Genomic DNA, 16,769 nt, shown 5'->3' with positions numbered 1-16,769 from the left:
AGGTGCTGTCGATAGCGATGGTCTTGCCGGCCCGTGACCGCCCGCCGCACCAGTCCCAGCCCCACACCAGCGGCCCGCTGGGGGTGTAAGCCGTGGTCGTCTCGATGCACGCGCCGCCCGGGCTCAGTGACGTCGGCGCGAAGATGTACTCGCCGCCGCGGGTGGTGGTGCCCGCCCCGGTGAGCACGCTGTGCGTGGCCCGGAGGCGGCGATCTACTTCCTCGTCTGCGAGGCCGTCACCAACGCGATCAAGCACTCGGGCGCCGCCCGGATCGCAGTGCGTACGACCCGGACGGCAGCGAGGGTCCCGGTTGAAGTACGCGACGACGGGACCGGAGGCGCCGGCCCCACGGGCGGCGGGCTGACCGGGCTGGCCCGCCGCGTCGCGGCCCTGGACGGGACGATGAGCGTGGACAGCCCGCCCGGTGGGCCGACGGTCGTCGTCAGATGACGGTGTCGGCGAGGGTCTCGGGGGCGAAAAGGTCGGCGGGCGCCGGAACGCCGTCGATCAGACCCTGCGAATGGGCGTATCCCACCAGAGCCGAAAGGGCGGCCTCGTTGCCCGGCAGACCGTAGGTCCAATAGTTGTCGCCGAGGACGCTCCGGGCGTGCTCCACGTCGGCCACCAGCCACGGCAGCATGTAGCGCAGCGCCGCCGTCTCGGCCATCCCGTCCAGCGTGATCTGCCGGGCCCGCACGAAGGCGTCCAGCAACGACCGGGCGATCCAGCGGTCCCGCTGATAGACGTCGGCGCGGAGGACCACCACGTGCATGATCGGGAAGATGCCGGTGTCGCGGAAATACTGTTCCTCGACCGCGGGGAAGTCGGGGAACAGCCGGCGGGCGCGTCCTTCGACGTAGGCACGAGGCGTACGCGGGGTGTAGAGCGCGTCGATCGAACCGGCCGCCAGCAGGTCGGAGAGGGTCTCCCCCGCGCCGATCGGCGCGATGTCGATGGTGGGCGGCAGGGAGACCGCGAGCTTTTCCGGACGGCCGGGCGCGTGCAGGCCGCCGGTCCGGTAGCGCACCGCCTCGACCGGCAACCCGTGCCGCTCGGCCAGGATCCCACGGATCCAGATGTTGGCGGTCAGCTGATATTCGGCCAGCCCAACGGTTTTCCCGGCCAGGTCGGACGGCGAGGAAGCCGGGCTGTCGACGGGAACGTAGATCCCGCTGTGCCGGAACGACCGCGAGGGAAAGACCGGAATGGCGACGAACGGGCCGGACAGCGGTCGCGAAACCAGGTAGCTGCCCAGCGACAACTCGGCCGCGTCGAACTCGCGGAAGCGGGCCATCCGGAAGAAGATCTCCTCGACCGGCATCGGCAGGCACGTCAGTTCGAGGCCGTTCGGCCGAACCGTGCCGTCGATGAGCGGCCGTGTGCGGTCATAGTCGCCGCACGCAAGCGAAAGTCTCACCCGATCGCCGCCAGAAGGTCGTCGGCAGTCAGCCGATTGGGATCGTCGGTCACCTCTCGGCGCTGCGCCAGCGCCGACAGAACCAGCTTACGCACGCGGCGTCCGTCCCATCCCGCGCATGCCGCCGCGAGCTTGCGGTGCAGCGTGACGTCACCCGAGAGGTCGCGTACGCCCGGCCACAGCCCCGCCAGTTCGGTGAGCGCGTGCCCGAGGATCGCCGCGATCGTCTCCTCCCCCGGCAGATCCAGCGTGAGCACCAGATCGGCCCGGGACCGGAACGCATCGTCCAATGCGGACGGAAAGTTGGTCGTCGTCACGAACAGCAGCCGCGGACAGGCCTGCGCCAGCCGGTCGATCCCGAGGAGCACCGCGTCGGTCGCCCGGTGCACGTCGACCGGGTTGCTGCCGAAGGAGGCCGCCGACCGGCTGACCGCGAGGCTCTCCACCTCGTCGATCAGCACGATCAGGTGCGGCCGCCGGGAGGCCAGTTCGGGAACGGTGTCGGTGAGGAACCGGGTGATGTTGCGCTGGCTCTCCCCCAGCAGTTCGCTCGGGAAGGCGTGCGGGTCGATCTCGGCGTACGTAGTGGCGCCGATCGGGGCGAGCGCCCGGGCCGCGGCCTGGGCGAGGCCGCGGGCGAGTGTGGTCTTGCCGGTTCCCGGCGGCCCGGCCAGGATGATGAGGCCGTGCGGGAGGCCGGCCAGCGCGGCCAGCCGCTGCCCGTGCCGCAGGGTGAGCAGCGCCTGGTTGAGCAGGCGCTGCTTGGTGCCGGGCGCGGTGACGATGTGGTCCCACGGCCCGTCGTGGTGGTCGGCCGGCAGGGCGTGCAGCGACAGCACGCCCGGCGGGAGGGCAACCGGCACGTCAGCGCTCCCAGACCGGTCGGACGACTGCAGGCCAGACAATGTCGTGATAGTTCCCGGCCTGGGCGTCGCGGATCGCATCCGGCGGCTCCTCGAACAGCACCATCGGGTCCATCAGCACCCGCATGGTCTCGAGCAGGCTGTCGAACATGTGGACGCGCACGACCTTGGCGGTGTTGGTCTGCGAGTCGTTGAAGTGCTGGTGCCACAGGAAGTGGTCGACCACGATCAGGTCGCCCTGCTTCCACGGGTGGTCGACGCCGCCGGTCGGTTCGGTGCCGAGGTAGCTGTGGCCCTCGCCCTCGACGACGTAGAGCCACGCCTCGCCCGGGTGCCGGTGCATCGACTGCCCGCGGCCGGGCCCGATCTCGAACATCGCCATCGTGATGCCCGACGCCTGATAGCCGATCGCCCGGTCGAGCAGGAACGTGGTCCGCGTGCCCCGCGGCGTCGGCAGGAGCTCGAGTTCATCCCAATTCGTATGCAGGCGGCCCGAGCGCCGGGCGGTCTGGTCACGGTGGATGCGGCGCAGCCTTCTCGCGTACGCGTCGTCTCCGTCGACCCCTTCGGAGAACGGCGGTCGTCCCGGCAATTCACCGAACGGCGTGTCACCGCGGTCATCGATGACCGACATGCCCATGGTGGCCAGCATCGGCTCACTGGAGAACGTCATGTAGCGGACAATGCCCGCCGAGTCGTTGCCGCTGCGATGCCAGGCCCACGCCGGGAGGTGCAGCGAGTCGCCCGGGCCCCATTCGATGCGCTGCCCGTCGATCTCGGTCCAGCCGCGACCGGCGACCACGAACACCATGGCGTCCCAGGAGTGCCGGTGGATCGTCGAGGTGACGCCGGGGTCGATCTCGTGGACCAGCGCGTCCATCGACCGCGTCGGCTGGTCGCCGTCGATGCCGGTGTAGACGCCCACCCGCGTACGCCGGGAGGTGCGGGAGAGGCCGACCTCGTCGGCCCTCCGGACCGTCTTCTGGTAGCCCTTCCACTCGTCCAGGAACGCCGCCCGGCGCCGCTTCTGCACGTGGTAGTGGGTGGTTTCGGTGGTGGTACGCGATGCCATGTGGCCTACCCCTGGTTTCCGGCCGAGCTGACGAACGAGGTGTCGACGATCGTGCTGAGGTCGAGTTGTCTGACCTTCGGGTTGGCCGCGCCGAGCACGGTCTGCGACGTGGCCAGCTGCTGCACGGTCGGCGTCGGAACCGCCGGCAGCACCTCCTGGGCATAGAACTGGTAGGTCTCGTCCAGCGCCTTCTGGTCGTCGACCTTGAGGTGCGTCTTCAGTTCGGAGATCGCGTACGCCCGATCGGACTTCTCCCGGGCGATCGCCTCGAGCAGCGCCGAGATGAAGTTCTGCACCTGGGCGTGATGCCCCTTGGCGTACGACTTGAGCACCGCGATGCCGACGTTGGAGGTCGGGATCTTCTGCTTGGCCAGGTCGAGCACCGGCCGGTAGCCGGCCGCCTCGATCTTGGCCGAGCCCGGCGGGTGCGAGAGTGCGGCGTCGATCGAGCCGGAGACCAGCGCGTTGTTCACGTTGGTGACCGAGCCGAGCGTGATGAGCTGGACGTCCTTGGTCGTCATCCCGAGCTGCTGCAGGGCCTGCAGGGTCGCGATGTAGAGCGAGCCGCTGGTCGAGGTGATGCCGATCTTCTTGCCCCGCAACTGGCCGGCGGGCACCTTCGAGTACAGCTGGTAGGGGAAGACCGGCGTGAGCGTCGCGATGTAGCTGACGTCGGCGCCGGACGCGGCGCCCGAGACCATCTCGGAGGCGCCGATCGAGGCGAGCTGGGTCTGGCCGGAGATGAGCGCCGGGAAGCCGTCCGAACTGGACAGGTTGGTCAGGTCGACCTTGACGTTGTGCTTGGCGAACAGGCCCGAGTCCTGCGCGATCCAGAGCGGGAGTTCGTCCGCGACGACCTCACTGAAGCTGACCTTGAGGGTGCCTCCGTCGCCCGGCCCGTTGTTGCTTCCGCAGGCGGCCAGCGAGAGGATCGCCGCCGCCGCGACCAGTTTTCTGAGCATCGAGACGCCTTTCTCAGTGTGGATCGGGGCGCCAGGCGGCCACCGACCGCTCGAGCAGCCGCAGCAACCAGGAGATCAGGACACCGGTCAGCGCGAAGATGATGACGCCGGCGAAGACGACAGGCGTCTGGAACTGCTGACCGGCGTTGTTCATCAGCATGCCGATGCCGTGGGTGGCGCCGGAGAGCTCGCAGACGAAGACGCCGATGAGCGCCTGCCCGACCGCGAGGCGCAGCCCGCTGATGATGTAGGGAACCGTCCCCGGCAGGGCGATCGTGGTGAAGACCTGGAGGTCGGTCGCCCCGAACTGCCGGGCCACCCGCAGCATTGCCGGGTCGAGGTTCTGCATGCCGGTGGTCACGTTGATGACGATCGGGAAGACGGCCATCAGGAACACGATCGCGATTTTCGAGGTCTGCCCGATGCCGAACCAGACGATCAGCAACGGGGTGAGCGCGATCCGCGGCGTCGAGTAGAGAAACGACACGAACGGCCCGAGCGCCCACGACAGGCGGCGGTACCAGCCGATGAGCAGGCCGGCCGGCAGTCCGACGACCGTGGCCAGCAGCAGGCCGAAGAGCATCTCGGAGCCGCTGGTGCCCAGGTCGGTCCAGATCTCGCTGGTGCTGAAGAGCTGCTTCAACGCGTCGGCCACGTCGAGCGGGCCGGGCAGGATCACCTCGGGCTTGATGCGCAGTGCGGCGACGATCTGCCAGGCCGCGAGCACGACGACGACCGCGGCCGTCCCGTACAGGATCTGGCCGGTGCGGTCGCGCCGGCCCTTCCTGGCCGGGGTGATCGCGGTGGTTTCCCGGGTCGAGAGCGCGGTCATCGCGGCACCTCCGACGCGTAGAGCGCGGTCGCGATCTCCTCGACCACCTCGGCGAATCGGGTGTCGCGCCGCAGCGCGGCCTCGCGGGGCCGCGGGAAGGGCACCGTCACCTCCCGCACGATGCGACCCGGGCGCGGCCCGAAGACGATGACGCGGTCGGCCAGGAACGCCGCCTCGGTGATGTCGTGGGTGACGAAGAGCGCGGTCACCGCCTCCTCGGCGCAGATCCGCAGCAGTTCGGCCTGCATCTGCTCGCGGGTCTGCGCGTCGATCGAGGCGAACGGCTCGTCGAGCAGCAGCAGCGACGGCCGGACGGCGAGCGCCCGGGCCAGGTTGACGCGCTGCTGCTGCCCGCCCGAGAGCTGGCCCGGATAGCGGGCGCCGAACTCGCCGAGACCGACGAGGTGCAGCAGTTCGGTGGCCCGGGCCCGGCGGTCGGCCGCCGGCTGCTGCCGGGCCAGGTCCAGGCCGTACGCGATGTTGCCGAGCACCGTGCGCCACGGCAGCAGGCTCGGCTGCTGGAAGACCATCGCGCGCTGGGGCGACGGCCCGGTGATCGGCGCGCCGTCCAGCGTCAGCGCGCCGCCGTTGATGGCGATGAAGCCGGCTACGGCGTTCAGCAGCGTGGTCTTGCCGCAGCCGGAGGGTCCCACGATGACGACGAATTCGCCGCGCCGGACGGCCAGGCTGACCCGGTCCACGGCGGACGTGGTCGTGGCATCACGCCGCGACCCCGCATAAACGATCTCCACGTCCTCGGCGCACAAGTGATCGTTTCCAGATAACTTCACGTCCGTAACATCCGTGACCGCCATGGCATCGACCATATGGTATGACCATTGCCGTTCACAAGGGTCGGACCACATGGCCGCCGGGTCAGTCGCGGAAGGTGACGCCCAGGTCGGGTGGGTTGTCCTCCCCCTCGGTCGCCCACCAGACGTAACCGTCCGGCCGGATCAAGGTTCGGCCGCTGACCAGCGGCTTTCCCTCGAGCAGAAGCGCATCGGCGACCCGGGTGCCGACCAGCGGATGGGCGCCCGGAGCCGGGTAGTGGACGTCCAACGCGGACAGGCGCCGGGCCAGGACCAGGGACAGGTCGGGAAGCGTACGGACCAGACCGCTCAGCAGGGCTCGCAGGGCCTGCCCGGTCGGGTTCGTCGCCGTGATCAGCGCGGTCTGGGCGAGCGTGTGCTCGGCGACGTCCGCGGCCCACGGCCTGCGCTCCGCGGAATAGGTGTCCAGGAGCGTGTCCGCGGCCCGGCCCTGCACGACCGCGGCGAGCTTCCACCCGAGGTTCATCGCGTCCTGCAGGCCCAGGTTGAGGCCGACGCCGCCGGCCGGGAAGTGCATGTGCGCCGAGTCCCCGGCCAGCAGGACGCGGCCGCGGCGAAAGTCGGCGGCGACCCGCGTGGCGTTGCCGAACCTGGTCAGCCACTCGGGATCGCGCAGACCGAACTCCACGCCCGAGATGCGTTCCACCGTCTCGCCGAGCTCCTCCATCGTGAGCTCGCGGTTCGCCGGGTCCTGCCGCAACGGGTCGAACCCGGTGAACCGCAGCAGCCCGCCCGGCAGGTGCGCGACGATAAGCGCGCCCCGCTCGTTCTGCATCCCGTAGCCGGGCGCCGGCGGCGCGTCGGCGTGCACATCGCCGAGGTAGGCGAAGGTGTCGGCGTCGGTGCCCGGGAAGCCGATCCCGGCCGCCTTGCGCACCGTGCTGCCGGCACCGTCCGCCCCGACCACCCAGCCGGCTTCCCAGCTCTGCCCGTCGGTGTCGACGCGAACCCGGTCGCCGCTCTGGATCACGCCGGTCACCGCCGCGCCGCGGACGATCCGCGCCCCGAGCTCGAGGGCGCGCCCGGCCAGCAGGGCCTCGGTGCGGTGCTGCGGGAAGGCCAGCATGAACGGGAACGGGGTGTCCATCCTGGTCAGGTCGAGGCGCTGCTCGAGGAAGCCGAAGTGCCAGGCCGGCACCTTGACGCCGCCGGACAGGAAAGGTTCGGCCAGGCCGCGCATGGCCAGCTGTTCGAGCGTCCGGGCGTGCAGGCCGAGCGCTTTCGGGTGCGGGTTCGGCTCGGCCAGGCGTTCCAGCACGACGACGTCCACGCCGGCCAGCCGCAACTCGGCGGCGACCAGCAGGCCGACCGGCCCCGCCCCGACGATGATCACTTCGGTATTCACGGTTCCCGAAGTTAGGCCCCGGCCTCCACCACGTCCTTGATCGTGCGCGGCGGATAGTTTGGGGGACGTGATCGCGGATGAGCTGACCGGCGCGCCCTTCGACGTCGTCGACGACCCCGAGGGGTCGCGCCAGGTGGTCGGGCTGCGGCTGCGTTCGGGCGTACGCGAACCGGGCCGCGCCCTCCTCGACCTGCACCGCCGTCTCCGCCACCTGGCCGGCGACTACGGCGTGCGCTCGGTCGACCTGCCGTTTCCCGCCGCCGACCTGCATAGCTGGGTGGAACGGTTCGGCGCCCGGGTGCGGCCGGGGCGCCCGGTCGGCCTGCTGCGACTGCCCGCCGGGGTGCTATCGGCGCCGGTCGGCCACGTCGAGCGCTCGGCGCTGGCCTGGCGCGTCCGCACCGTACTGTCCGAGCGCCTGACCGGCGGCACCGGGCCGGGCCTCCGCACCGGGTGGCCGGGCGGACCGGCACCCACCCTGGGCGAGCTCGCGCGGTCGATCGCGGTCCATCCGCGTACGCTCCAGCGCGCCCTCGGCGACGAGGGCCTGACCTTCGCCGAGATCCTGGATTGCGTCCGCCGCGAGCGGGCCCGCGAGCTGCTGACCGGCACCGACCTGCCGTTCACTTCGATCAGCGCCCGGTTGGGCTTCGCCGAGCCGGCCGTGCTGACCCGCTGCGCCCGCCGCTGGTGGGGCCGCACACCGTCCCGGGTGCGTTCGACGCGCTGACCCCGCCACCGGCGCCTCAGCGCAGGTCGATCCGCCCGCCGCGGAGGAAGACCGCGCGGATGCGGTGCAGCGCCGACAGGTCGGCCAGCGGGTCGCCGTCCACCGCGAGGATGTCGGCGTCATAACCCGGCGCCAGCCGGCCCTTGCTCGTGGCGGTCGGACACCAGATGGACGTGCGTGTCGATCAGGCCGGGCAGGAGCGTGGCACCGGCCAGGTCGACGGTCACGGCACCGTCCGGTGCGTCGATCGCCGACCCGACGGTGATCACGGTGGAACCGTCGACCACCACCGTCGGCTCGGCCAGCAGCGTCCCCGACCAGCCGTCGAACAGAGCCGTCGAACAGAGCCGCCGCCCGGATCGCAACCAGGCGCGGCCGATCGGTCACGCGGACGGTGGCCATGCCGGAAGACTATTCCGGCATGGGCTCCGTCCCGGCGCCCGATCGGCCGAATTACGCCGTCGTCTACTGCGCCGCGAAGGCGGCCTGCACCGGAGCGGAGCGGGTGATGGTGGTCCCGTCACCAAGCTGACCCGCCCAGTTGTATCCCCAGCACCACAGGCTGCCGTCGGTGCGTCCGGCGCAGGTGTGATAGCCGGTGACGAAGGCGGCGCCCGACGATCCGACCTGGACCGGGGCGTACTGGTTGGCGGTGGTGCCGTTGCCCACCTGGCCGTTCATGTTGTTGCCCCAGCACCACAGGCTCCCGTCGCTGCGGGTGGCGCATGTCGTGTTGAAGCTGGCGTTCACCCGGGCCCAGGTGGTGGCGGCCCCGACCTGCAGCGGCGTGGTCTGGTACGTGGTGTCGGCGCCCAACTGGCCGTAGCCGTTCTCACCCCAGCACCACAGCGTGCCGTCGCCGCGGACGCCGCAGGTGTACGCGTATCCGGCCGTCACGCCGGTCCAGTTGGTCGCCGTGCCGACCTGGGTCGGGGTGATGGAGTAGCTCAGGCTGCCGATGCCGAGCTGGCCGGTCGTGCTGTCGCCCCAGCACCAGAGGGTGCCGTCGGTGCGGATCGCGCAGGTGTGCGCGAAGCCGGTGGTCACGCTCACCCAGGTGGTGGCGGTGCCGATCTGGAGCGGGCTGGTGGCGTACCAGGTGGACGAGTCGCGGGCGAGCTGTCCGAGCCGGTTGAAGCCCCAGCACCAGAGCGTGCCGTCGGTCCGCACGCCGCAGGTGTGGCTGTCGCCGGCGCTGACGCTCGCCCAGTTGCTCGCGGTGCCCACCCGCACCGGGGCGTTCCGGCTGGTCGTGGTGCCGTCGCCGAGCTGGCCCCGGTTGTTGCTGCCCCAGCACCACAGGGTCCCGTCGGTCTGCACGCCGCAGGTGTAGCTGGTGCCGCCGTCGACGGCGGCCCAGTTGGCGGCGGTGCCGACGCGTGCGGGCCTGGTCGCGTCGGTGGTGCTGCCGAGGCCGAGCTGACCGGTGCCGTTGCTGCCCCAGCACCAGAGCGTGCCGTCGGTGCGGACCGCGCAGGTGTGGCCGTAACCGGAGCTGACTGCGGCGATGGACGGACCGGCGGCCTGGGCGGCCGTGCCGGTGACGGCCAGGGCGGCGATCCCGGACAGCAGTGCGAGCAGGAGCGTTCTCAGACGGACGGCGGGAAATCTGCGCATGAGTAGTACCCCAAAGAATCGATGCGGTGGATTGTCGATTCATAACATCGGACTAAATACATTGACCAGCAACAATGAGGTTTTCGAAATTTCGCCTTCCGGTCCGGCCGTCAGGACTGCGGGCTGAACTGCCACCAGTTGACGTTCATCAGGTAACCGCTGCCGCCGGTGAACCGCAGGTACAGGTCGCGGGTCCCGGTCGCGCCGCCGGTCGGGCAGGTGACCGAGGTCCAGTTCTGCCAGCCGCCGGTGCCCGGGACCGTGCAGGTGCCGGCGAGAGTGCCGGTGGGGCTGTCCAGGCCCACCTCGATGCGCCCGCCGCCGCTACCGGAGGCGACGCGTGCGGTGAACGAGGCCGCCCCGCTGCCGAAGGCCACACCCTTGACCTTAAGGTATTCGCCGTTGTCGATGTAGCCGACGTCCCGGCCACCCTCGCCGGACGGCTCGGTCTCCACGCCGGACTCCCACGCGATGGTTTCGGCTTCCCGCCGGGCGTACGGATCGAGGGTGCCGATCTGCGGCGCCCCGGCCGAAGTCATATTGATCGTGGGGATGGTTCCGTCGCTGCGGTAGCTGAATTTCTCGACGGCGACCGATCGGGTGTAGCCACCGCCGCCGGCCAGGGCTCCGTTGTGATAGAAGAAGTACGAACCGCCGTTGAAGTCGATCACACCCGGGTGGTTGGTGAAGCTGCTGCCCGGAGTCGGCATGATGGTGCCGCGACAGGTCCAGGGGCCGGTCGGGCCGGGCGCGCTGGAGCAGGCGATGAATTCCGAGCAGCATCTCGCGGCGAAGACGATGTAGTAGAGGCCGTTGCGCCTGTAGACCCACGGCCCCTCCTCGAACAGCGTGGGCCGGCCGGCGTCACCGGTGCGGGTGCCGAACCCGGCGGTGGTCAGCGGGAAACTGGCCAGGTTCAGTGGAGACCCGTGATCGGTCCAGCGGCGCCGGATCAGCGGTGCAGATGTCTGGACGATCGGGTTGTCGGCCCGGGCCGGCGTCGCCCCAGAGTGGGGATCAGGGCCGGCAGGCACAGCAGCGGAAGGATCCAGGCGACGACCATGAGCGTTGCGAGCCATTGCAGACGTTTCACGGGGTCATCTCCTCCGGGAGGAACCAGGGAAGTGCCCCGGCCGGCCGATGCCGAGCGGGGCGGTTCAGCGCGGAAGATGGGGAGGCTTCCATTCGCGTCGGCCAATCTTGCCGGGCCGTTTCCCGCAGATTCAAGACGTGACCAATCCGCGCCGATCCGGATAACGGATATTCACCGACGCCGGCTCTCGTATCAGATCGCGCAAAATTCGGATGCTGAATACTGGTTACGCCACGACCGCCCGGCCACCATCAGCGTGAACAGGTGCTATGGGGGATCACCGGCCCGACTCATCAGGCGAATGACGTATTGAAGGATCCGAAACATGCTGGCAACATGACGGTCCTGCCGGGGAGCGCTCCCATTCACTCCCGCCTATGCCTAGGCACCTTGACCGGCCGGATCACCGGGGAGCGGAATGAAGGCAACAACAGCTCCTGACGCAACCGGCCCGGCCCGGCGGACCCACCATCGACCACAGGAGCACGCATGCGCAGAACAAGAAGGCTCGCCCTCGGCACCGTACTCGCCACCGTCGTCGCCCTGACCGGCGTGGTCACGGGGGCCGGGCCGGCGGTGGCCGAGTCGAACGGCGGCGTTCGCGTCATGCCGCTCGGCGACTCCATCACCGAAGGCACCCAGGTGCCCGGCGGCTACCGCATCGGCCTGTGGCAGCGCCTGGCCGCGGGCGGCTACCGGGTCGACTTCGCCGGCACCCAGTACAACGGCCCGGCGAGCCTGGGCGATCACGACCACGAGGGCCACCCGGGATGGCGGATCGACCAGATCGACGCCAACATCGCCGGGTGGCTGAGCACCGCCGGCCCGCGCACCGTGCTGCTGCACATCGGCACCAACGACATACTTCAGAACTACAACGTGGCCGGGGCGCCGGGCCGGCTGTCCACCCTGATCGATCACATCACCGCCGGCGCACCCGCGGCGGACGTCTTCGTGGCGACGATCATTCCGCTGGCCTCGGCGAGCCAGGAGGCCGCCGTCCGCACCTTCAATGCCGCCCTGCCCGGCATCGTGCAGAGCAAGGTGAACGCCGGCAAGCGGGTCCATCTCGTCGACATGCACGCCGCTCTCACCGCCGCGGACCTGACCGACGGCATCCACCCCACCGCCGCCGGCTACGACAAGATGGCCGCCACCTGGTACGCCGCGCTGCGGTCGGTGCCCGGCACGATCGGCGACCCGGGCGGGAGCACACCGGCCGGAACCCTGGTCAGCGCGGCCTCCGGACGCTGCCTGGACCTACCCGGCAGCAACACCGCCAACGGCACCCAGCCGGTCATCTGGGACTGCAACGGCGGCGCCAACCAGCGCTGGGCCGTCAACGGCACGTCGATCCAGGTCCTCGGCAAGTGCCTGGACGCGCCGGTCAACGCCACGGCCGGCACGAAGGCCCAGGTGTGGGACTGCAACGGCGGCACCAACCAGCAATGGACGCTCAACGGTGACGGCACGGTCCGCGGCGCCGCCTCCGGGTTGTGCCTCGACGTCGACCACAACGCCACCGCGAACGGCACCGCCGTACTGCTGTGGACCTGCACCGCCGCCGCCAACCAACGATGGTCCCGGGTCTGAGCCGGCGGCCGCCCCCGCAGAAAGGCGATGTCATGAGATGGAAGAAGGGCCGCTTCCGGGCGGCGGCCGCGCTCGTCGGAGCGGTGCTGCTTGCCGGTGTCGCCATGGTGGTGGCTTCACCGGCCACCACCGCACTGGCCGCGACCTCCGGAGTCTGCGACCTCTACGCGGCCGGTGGCACACCGTGCATCGGCGCACACAGCACCACGCGAGCTCTGTACGGTTCCTACAACGGCCCGCTCTATCAGGTGCAACGGGCCTCGGACAAGGCGTACACCGACGTCGGCCTGCTCTCGGCCGGCGGCTACGCCAACGCGGCGACCCAGGACTCGTTCTGCGCCGGCACGTCCTGCACGATCACCAAGATCTACGACCAGACCGCCAACCGCAACGACATGCCGATCTCCTGGGGCGGCTACTGGAAGGGCCCGGGCCCGAACGGCGCCGACGTGGGCGCCGACGCCAAGGCCCTGCCGCTCACGGTCGCCGGTAACCGGGCCTACGGGATCAAGGTCACTCATGGCGTCGGTTACCGGGTGGACAATGCCCGGAACGCGCCGACCGGCTCGCAGCCCGAGGGCATCTACATGGTGACGTCCTCGAACTCGGTCGACCAGTGGTGCTGCTTCGACTACGGCAGCGGCGAGAACTCCCACACCGACACCGGCAACGCCACGATGAACGCGATCGAGTGGGGCACCGCCTGCTGGTTCGGCGGGTGTGTCGGCACCGGCCCCTGGGTCGAGGCCGATCTGGAGAACGGGATGTACCACACGAACACCGGCTCCAATAAGGACGCCGCGAATTCCGGCGTGCACTACCCGTTCGTCAGCGCATGGGAGAAGAACAACGGCACCAGCAATTTCACGCTCAAGTACGGCAACGCCGACAGCGGCGGGCTGACCACCACGTTCTCGGGGCCGCTGCCGAACGGCTACTCGCCGATGCGCATCGACAGCTCGCTGCTGCTCGGCACCGGCGGCGACAACAGCGTCACCGGCGTCGGCTACTTCTTCGAGGGCGCCATCACCGCCGGCTACCCGTCGGACGCCACCGAGAGCGCGGTGCAGGCGAACATCACGGGCGCCGACTACTCGTTCGGCGGCAGCACCGGCGGCGGCCCGAGCAACGCCGAGCTCGTGGGCGGGCAGTCCGGCCGTTGTCTCGACGTCACCGGTCAGAGCACGGCCAACGGCGCCCAGGCGCAGCTGTGGGACTGCTCCGGCAACGCCAACGAGCGGTGGACGTACACCTCAGGCAAGCAACTGCAGGTGTACGGCAACAAGTGTCTCGACGCGAACAACCAGGGCACCACCAACGGGACCAACGTCATCATCTGGGACTGCAACGGCCAGGCCAACCAGCAGTGGAACGTCAACTCCAACGGCACGATCACCGGCGTGCAGTCCGGACTGTGCCTGGACGCGAACGGCGCCGCGACCGCCAACGGCACGAAGGTCATCCTCTGGTCGTGCAACGGCGGATCGAACCAGCAGTGGACCCAGCGCAACTGACCCTTTTCGAGAGGAAACTCGATGTACCTGGCACCTCATTTCGACGGTCGTCGCTGGCTGACGCGCCTGGCCGTGGTCCTGCTCGCGGTGAGCGCGGCCGGCTGGTTCGTCGGCGTACGTACGGCGGCACCGGCTCAGGCGCTGGCCAACAATCTCGCCCTGACGCCGCCGATGGGCTGGAACGACTGGAACGCGTACGGCTGCAACGTCTCCGAGACGCTGGTCAAGCAGACCGCGGACAAGATCGTGTCATCCGGCCTGGCGGGCGCGGGCTACCAGTACGTCAACATCGACGACTGCTGGATGCAGCACAGCCGGGACGGTGCCGGCAACCTGCAGCCCGACTACGGCAAGTTCCCCGACGGCATCTCCGGCACCGCGGCCTACGTGCACTCCAAGGGCCTGAAGCTGGGCATCTACGAGGACGCGGGCACCGCTACCTGCGCCGGCTATCCGGGCAGCCTGGGCCACGAGACCCAGGACGCGCGGTCGTTCGCCTCGTGGGGCGTGGACTACCTCAAGTACGACAACTGCAACAACAGCGGCAGCTCGACGACCCAGCAGTACATCGCGCGCTACTCCGAGATGCGTGACGCGCTGGCCGCCACCGGGCGCCCGATCGTCTACAGCATCTGCGAGTGGGGCGTCAACGCGCCGTGGACCTGGGCCGGGAGCGTCGGCAACCTGTGGCGTACGACCGGCGACATCCAGGCCAACTACAGCAGCATGCTTTCGATCTTCCATCAGAACGTCGGCCTGTCGGCGTACGCCGGACCCGGGCAGTGGAACGACCCGGACATGCTCGAGGTCGGCAACGGCATGTCGGCCGCCGAGGACCGCGCCCACTTCAGCCTCTGGGCGGAGATGGCCGCGCCGCTGCTGGCCGGCAACAACCTCGTCAACGCCAGCTCCACCACGCTGTCGATCCTGGGCAACAAGGCGGTCGTCGGCGTCGACCAGGACTCGGCGGGCAAGCAGGGCCGCATGGTCAGCAGTTCCGGCGGCCTCGACGTGCTGGCCAAGCCGCTCGCCAACGGCGATGTCTCGGTGGTGCTGTTCAACGAGAACGCGTCGTCGGCGACCATCAGCACCACCGTGTCGGCGATCGGCAAGACCGGCGCGTCGAGCTACACCCTGAACGATCTGTGGGCCTCCACGACCAGCACCACCACCGGCACGATCAGCGCCACCGTCGGCGGACACAGTGTGGTGATGTACCGGGTTTCCGGCGGCACCGCGGGCGGTGGCACCGGCGGCGGCACGGCCAAGGCCATCCGCGGGAGCGCGTCCAACCGTTGCCTCGACGATCCGAACGGAACCACCACCAACGGCACGCAGCCGGTGATCTGGGACTGCAACGGCGGCACCAACCAGCTGTGGACGTACACCGACGCCAAGCAGCTGCAGGTGGTCGGCAAGTGCCTGGACGCCTACGACAACCAGACCTCCCCCGGCACGAAAGTCGAGATCTGGGACTGCAACGGCCAGCTCAACCAGCAGTGGAACGTCAACACCGACGGCAGCATCACCGGCGTCCAGTCCGGACTGTGCCTGGACGTGACGGGCGCCGGAACGGCGAACAACACCACGGTGCAGTTGTGGACCTGCACCGGTGCCGGCAACCAGAAGTGGACGCTCAGCTGACACATGATGCGGCCGGCCGCCCGAGACTCTCGTGACTCGGGCGGCCGGCCAGCGTACGCATGCCCGGATCTACGGCCGCCCGAGGGCCGGTTCGATCCCGGCGCCGGCGATCACCCGCTGGGCGTCCGCCGGCCAGTCGGTGCCGGTCACCTGCACGTTGTCCACCAGCTGGTTGTTGTGCTCCGCCGCGTTCGGAGTCTGGGTCGCGCCGGTGCGGCGAGCGCCGGACCGGCGCCGATGATCACGGCTCCGGCGACGGCAGGACAGAGTCCGCCTGTTGCGGAGATTGCCGGACGTACTCGTCGGCTCGCTATCGCTGCAGCCGCGCCGGCCCGTCCCGGCCGCTGCGCCGGACGATCCACGCCTCGGTGATGTGGGTGAACATCGCTTCCGAAGCGCCGCTCGGATCGTGCGCCGCAGTGCGCTCGTAGACGTGCCGATGGCCCAGATTGGACGCCACGCACAGCGCCCGCTCGGTGCGTCCCATGTAGCGGGCGGTGTTGATCGCCTGAGTTTCGAGGGAGCGGACCACCGCACGCGCGATGCGGTTACCGGACGCCTGCATGATCGTGTCGTGGAACGCCCGATCCTGGTCGGCGTAGGCCACCGGATCGTCGACCAGCTCGTCCATGCGTTCCACGAGGGCGCGCAACCGCTCGACGGTCTCCTCGTCCGCCGAGCGCGCCGTCACGTTGGCCATGTCGGACTCGAGCAGGCGGCGAGTGACCACGAGATCGTCCAGTATCGCCAGCGTGTTGTCCTCGGCGATCGTCGTCCCGAGTACCAGCTCGTCGAGCATGTCCCAGCTCGTGGATGGCGTGACCATCGTGCCGGAGCCCGGACGGACCTGCACCAGGCCCTTTTCCTGAAGGACCTTCATCGCTTCCCGGACGACGGTGCGGCTCACCGAGAAGGTCTCGCACAGCACCGGCTCGGGCGGCAACGTCGAGCCCGGCGGATGCACTCCGCGAACGATCCGATCGACCAGCTCGGCGGTGAGCGCACGGCCCAGGCTCGCGGGCCGCTGCGACCACGCCGGTGCGGGCGGGGCGCCGGTCGCCGGTCGCTGCCCTGCCGTCATGTCTCCTCCGGATGGCCCGCCGCGCACGGCCTTCACCAGTTCGGCGAGTGTACGCCGACGCCTATCGCCACGACGTGGGAGCAATATCAGGCGCTCGGCGAGAAGGTCGCTCAGCAGCACCCCGGCTACATCGGGCCGGTCTCCGGCTGGTTCCCGACTCCTCCGAATAGGT

15 protein-coding genes and 1 pseudogene are annotated in these 16,769 nt (G+C 69.9%); 5 read left to right on the top strand and 11 right to left on the bottom strand.

Annotated features, from left to right (window positions below; all coding sequences use genetic code 11):
- Positions 1–190 precede the first annotated feature (190 nt).
- The gene (locus tag ACIA5C_RS21300; protein WP_396057066.1) at positions 191–451 is read left to right on the top strand and encodes an ATP-binding protein; all 261 of its coding nucleotides are present in this window, start codon (positions 191–193) and stop codon (positions 449–451) included.
- Here ACIA5C_RS21300 and ACIA5C_RS21295 read toward each other — a convergent pair.
- The 7 genes from ACIA5C_RS21295 to ACIA5C_RS21265 all read right to left on the bottom strand — a co-directional run bounded on the left by ACIA5C_RS21295 (position 444) and on the right by ACIA5C_RS21265 (position 7,325).
- Positions 444–1,418: an ABC transporter substrate-binding protein gene (locus ACIA5C_RS21295; RefSeq protein ID WP_396057064.1), complete on the bottom strand. Its 975-nt coding sequence runs from the start codon at positions 1,416–1,418 to the stop codon at positions 444–446. The two genes, ACIA5C_RS21300 and ACIA5C_RS21295, sit on opposite strands and share 8 nt — an antisense overlap.
- Positions 1,415–2,281 carry an AAA family ATPase gene (locus ACIA5C_RS21290; protein ID WP_396057062.1) on the bottom strand — a complete coding sequence of 289 codons (867 nt, stop codon included), beginning with the start codon at positions 2,279–2,281 and terminating at the stop codon, positions 1,415–1,417. Before ACIA5C_RS21290 ends, ACIA5C_RS21295 begins: the two co-directional genes overlap by 4 nt.
- A gap of 1 nt (position 2,282) precedes the next feature.
- Positions 2,283–3,353, bottom strand: coding sequence for a cupin domain-containing protein (locus tag ACIA5C_RS21285; RefSeq protein WP_396057060.1), 1,071 nt, complete (start codon positions 3,351–3,353; stop codon positions 2,283–2,285).
- 5 nt (positions 3,354–3,358) lie between these two features.
- Positions 3,359–4,315 (bottom strand): ABC transporter substrate-binding protein, encoded by a 957-nt coding sequence (locus ACIA5C_RS21280; protein ID WP_396057058.1) that lies wholly within the window; start codon positions 4,313–4,315, stop codon positions 3,359–3,361.
- Between the two features lie 13 nt (positions 4,316–4,328).
- Entirely contained in the window at positions 4,329–5,147 is an 819-nt protein-coding gene (locus ACIA5C_RS21275; RefSeq protein WP_396057056.1) for an ABC transporter permease, read from the bottom strand.
- The gene (locus tag ACIA5C_RS21270; protein ID WP_396057054.1) at positions 5,144–5,962 is read right to left on the bottom strand and encodes an ABC transporter ATP-binding protein; all 819 of its coding nucleotides are present in this window, start codon (positions 5,960–5,962) and stop codon (positions 5,144–5,146) included. Before ACIA5C_RS21270 ends, ACIA5C_RS21275 begins: the two co-directional genes overlap by 4 nt.
- 61 nt (positions 5,963–6,023) lie before the next feature.
- Entirely contained in the window at positions 6,024–7,325 is a 1,302-nt protein-coding gene (locus ACIA5C_RS21265) for an FAD-dependent monooxygenase (protein WP_396057052.1), read from the bottom strand.
- A 67-nt stretch (positions 7,326–7,392) separates the two neighbouring features.
- Here ACIA5C_RS21265 and ACIA5C_RS21260 point away from each other — a divergent pair, with 67 nt between their 5' ends.
- Entirely contained in the window at positions 7,393–8,055 is a 663-nt protein-coding gene (locus tag ACIA5C_RS21260) for a helix-turn-helix transcriptional regulator (protein ID WP_396057050.1), read from the top strand.
- Positions 8,056–8,174: 119 nt separating this feature from the next.
- Here the strand turns inward: ACIA5C_RS21260 and ACIA5C_RS21255 are convergent, their stop codons facing one another.
- The 3 genes and pseudogenes from ACIA5C_RS21255 to ACIA5C_RS21245 form a co-directional block, all read right to left on the bottom strand.
- A complete protein-coding gene (locus tag ACIA5C_RS21255) occupies positions 8,175–8,420 on the bottom strand; it encodes a hypothetical protein (RefSeq protein WP_396057048.1) in 246 nt (81 codons plus the stop codon).
- Between the two features lie 100 nt (positions 8,421–8,520).
- Entirely contained in the window at positions 8,521–9,672 is a 1,152-nt protein-coding gene (locus ACIA5C_RS21250) for an RCC1 domain-containing protein (protein WP_396057046.1), read from the bottom strand.
- 110 nt (positions 9,673–9,782) lie between these two features.
- A pseudogene (locus tag ACIA5C_RS21245) lies at positions 9,783–10,574 on the bottom strand (carbohydrate-binding protein); the annotation flags it as partial.
- A gap of 680 nt (positions 10,575–11,254) precedes the next feature.
- Here ACIA5C_RS21245 and ACIA5C_RS21240 point away from each other — a divergent pair.
- From ACIA5C_RS21240 to ACIA5C_RS21230, 3 genes are read left to right on the top strand one after another with little or no spacing between them, the layout of a single operon-like run.
- Positions 11,255–12,358: a ricin-type beta-trefoil lectin domain protein gene (locus ACIA5C_RS21240; protein WP_396057044.1), complete on the top strand. Its 1,104-nt coding sequence runs from the start codon at positions 11,255–11,257 to the stop codon at positions 12,356–12,358.
- 32 nt (positions 12,359–12,390) lie between these two features.
- Complete coding sequence (locus tag ACIA5C_RS21235; protein WP_396057042.1) at positions 12,391–13,872, top strand: arabinofuranosidase catalytic domain-containing protein; 1,482 nt, start codon at positions 12,391–12,393, stop codon at positions 13,870–13,872.
- 21 nt (positions 13,873–13,893) lie between these two features.
- Entirely contained in the window at positions 13,894–15,516 is a 1,623-nt protein-coding gene (locus ACIA5C_RS21230; RefSeq protein ID WP_396057040.1) for a glycoside hydrolase family 27 protein, read from the top strand.
- Positions 15,517–15,826: 310 nt separating this feature from the next.
- Here ACIA5C_RS21230 and ACIA5C_RS21225 read toward each other — a convergent pair whose 3' ends face one another.
- Positions 15,827–16,597: a FadR/GntR family transcriptional regulator gene (locus tag ACIA5C_RS21225; protein ID WP_396057038.1), complete on the bottom strand. Its 771-nt coding sequence runs from the start codon at positions 16,595–16,597 to the stop codon at positions 15,827–15,829.
- Between the last annotated feature and the right edge of the window lie 172 nt (positions 16,598–16,769).

Source organism: Actinoplanes sp. NPDC051343, assembly GCF_044455125.1.
In the GTDB taxonomy this organism is placed as follows: Bacteria; Actinomycetota; Actinomycetes; order Mycobacteriales; family Micromonosporaceae; genus Actinoplanes.
This window is presented reverse-complemented; position numbering and strand designations above follow the sequence as displayed.

Coding starts and splice junctions, on each gene's coding strand:
- ACIA5C_RS21285 (WP_396057060.1), bottom strand. CDS start 3,353: ATGGCATCGCGTACCACCACCGAAACCACCCACTACCACGTGCAGAAG.
- ACIA5C_RS21280 (WP_396057058.1), bottom strand. CDS start 4,315: ATGCTCAGAAAACTGGTCGCGGCGGCGGCGATCCTCTCGCTGGCCGCC.
- ACIA5C_RS21275 (WP_396057056.1), bottom strand. CDS start 5,147: ATGACCGCGCTCTCGACCCGGGAAACCACCGCGATCACCCCGGCCAGG.
- ACIA5C_RS21270 (WP_396057054.1), bottom strand. CDS start 5,962: ATGGCGGTCACGGATGTTACGGACGTGAAGTTATCTGGAAACGATCAC.
- ACIA5C_RS21250 (WP_396057046.1), bottom strand. CDS start 9,672: ATGCGCAGATTTCCCGCCGTCCGTCTGAGAACGCTCCTGCTCGCACTG.
- ACIA5C_RS21240 (WP_396057044.1), top strand. CDS start 11,255: ATGCGCAGAACAAGAAGGCTCGCCCTCGGCACCGTACTCGCCACCGTC.
- ACIA5C_RS21235 (WP_396057042.1), top strand. CDS start 12,391: ATGAGATGGAAGAAGGGCCGCTTCCGGGCGGCGGCCGCGCTCGTCGGA.
- ACIA5C_RS21230 (WP_396057040.1), top strand. CDS start 13,894: ATGTACCTGGCACCTCATTTCGACGGTCGTCGCTGGCTGACGCGCCTG.
- ACIA5C_RS21225 (WP_396057038.1), bottom strand. CDS start 16,597: ATGACGGCAGGGCAGCGACCGGCGACCGGCGCCCCGCCCGCACCGGCG.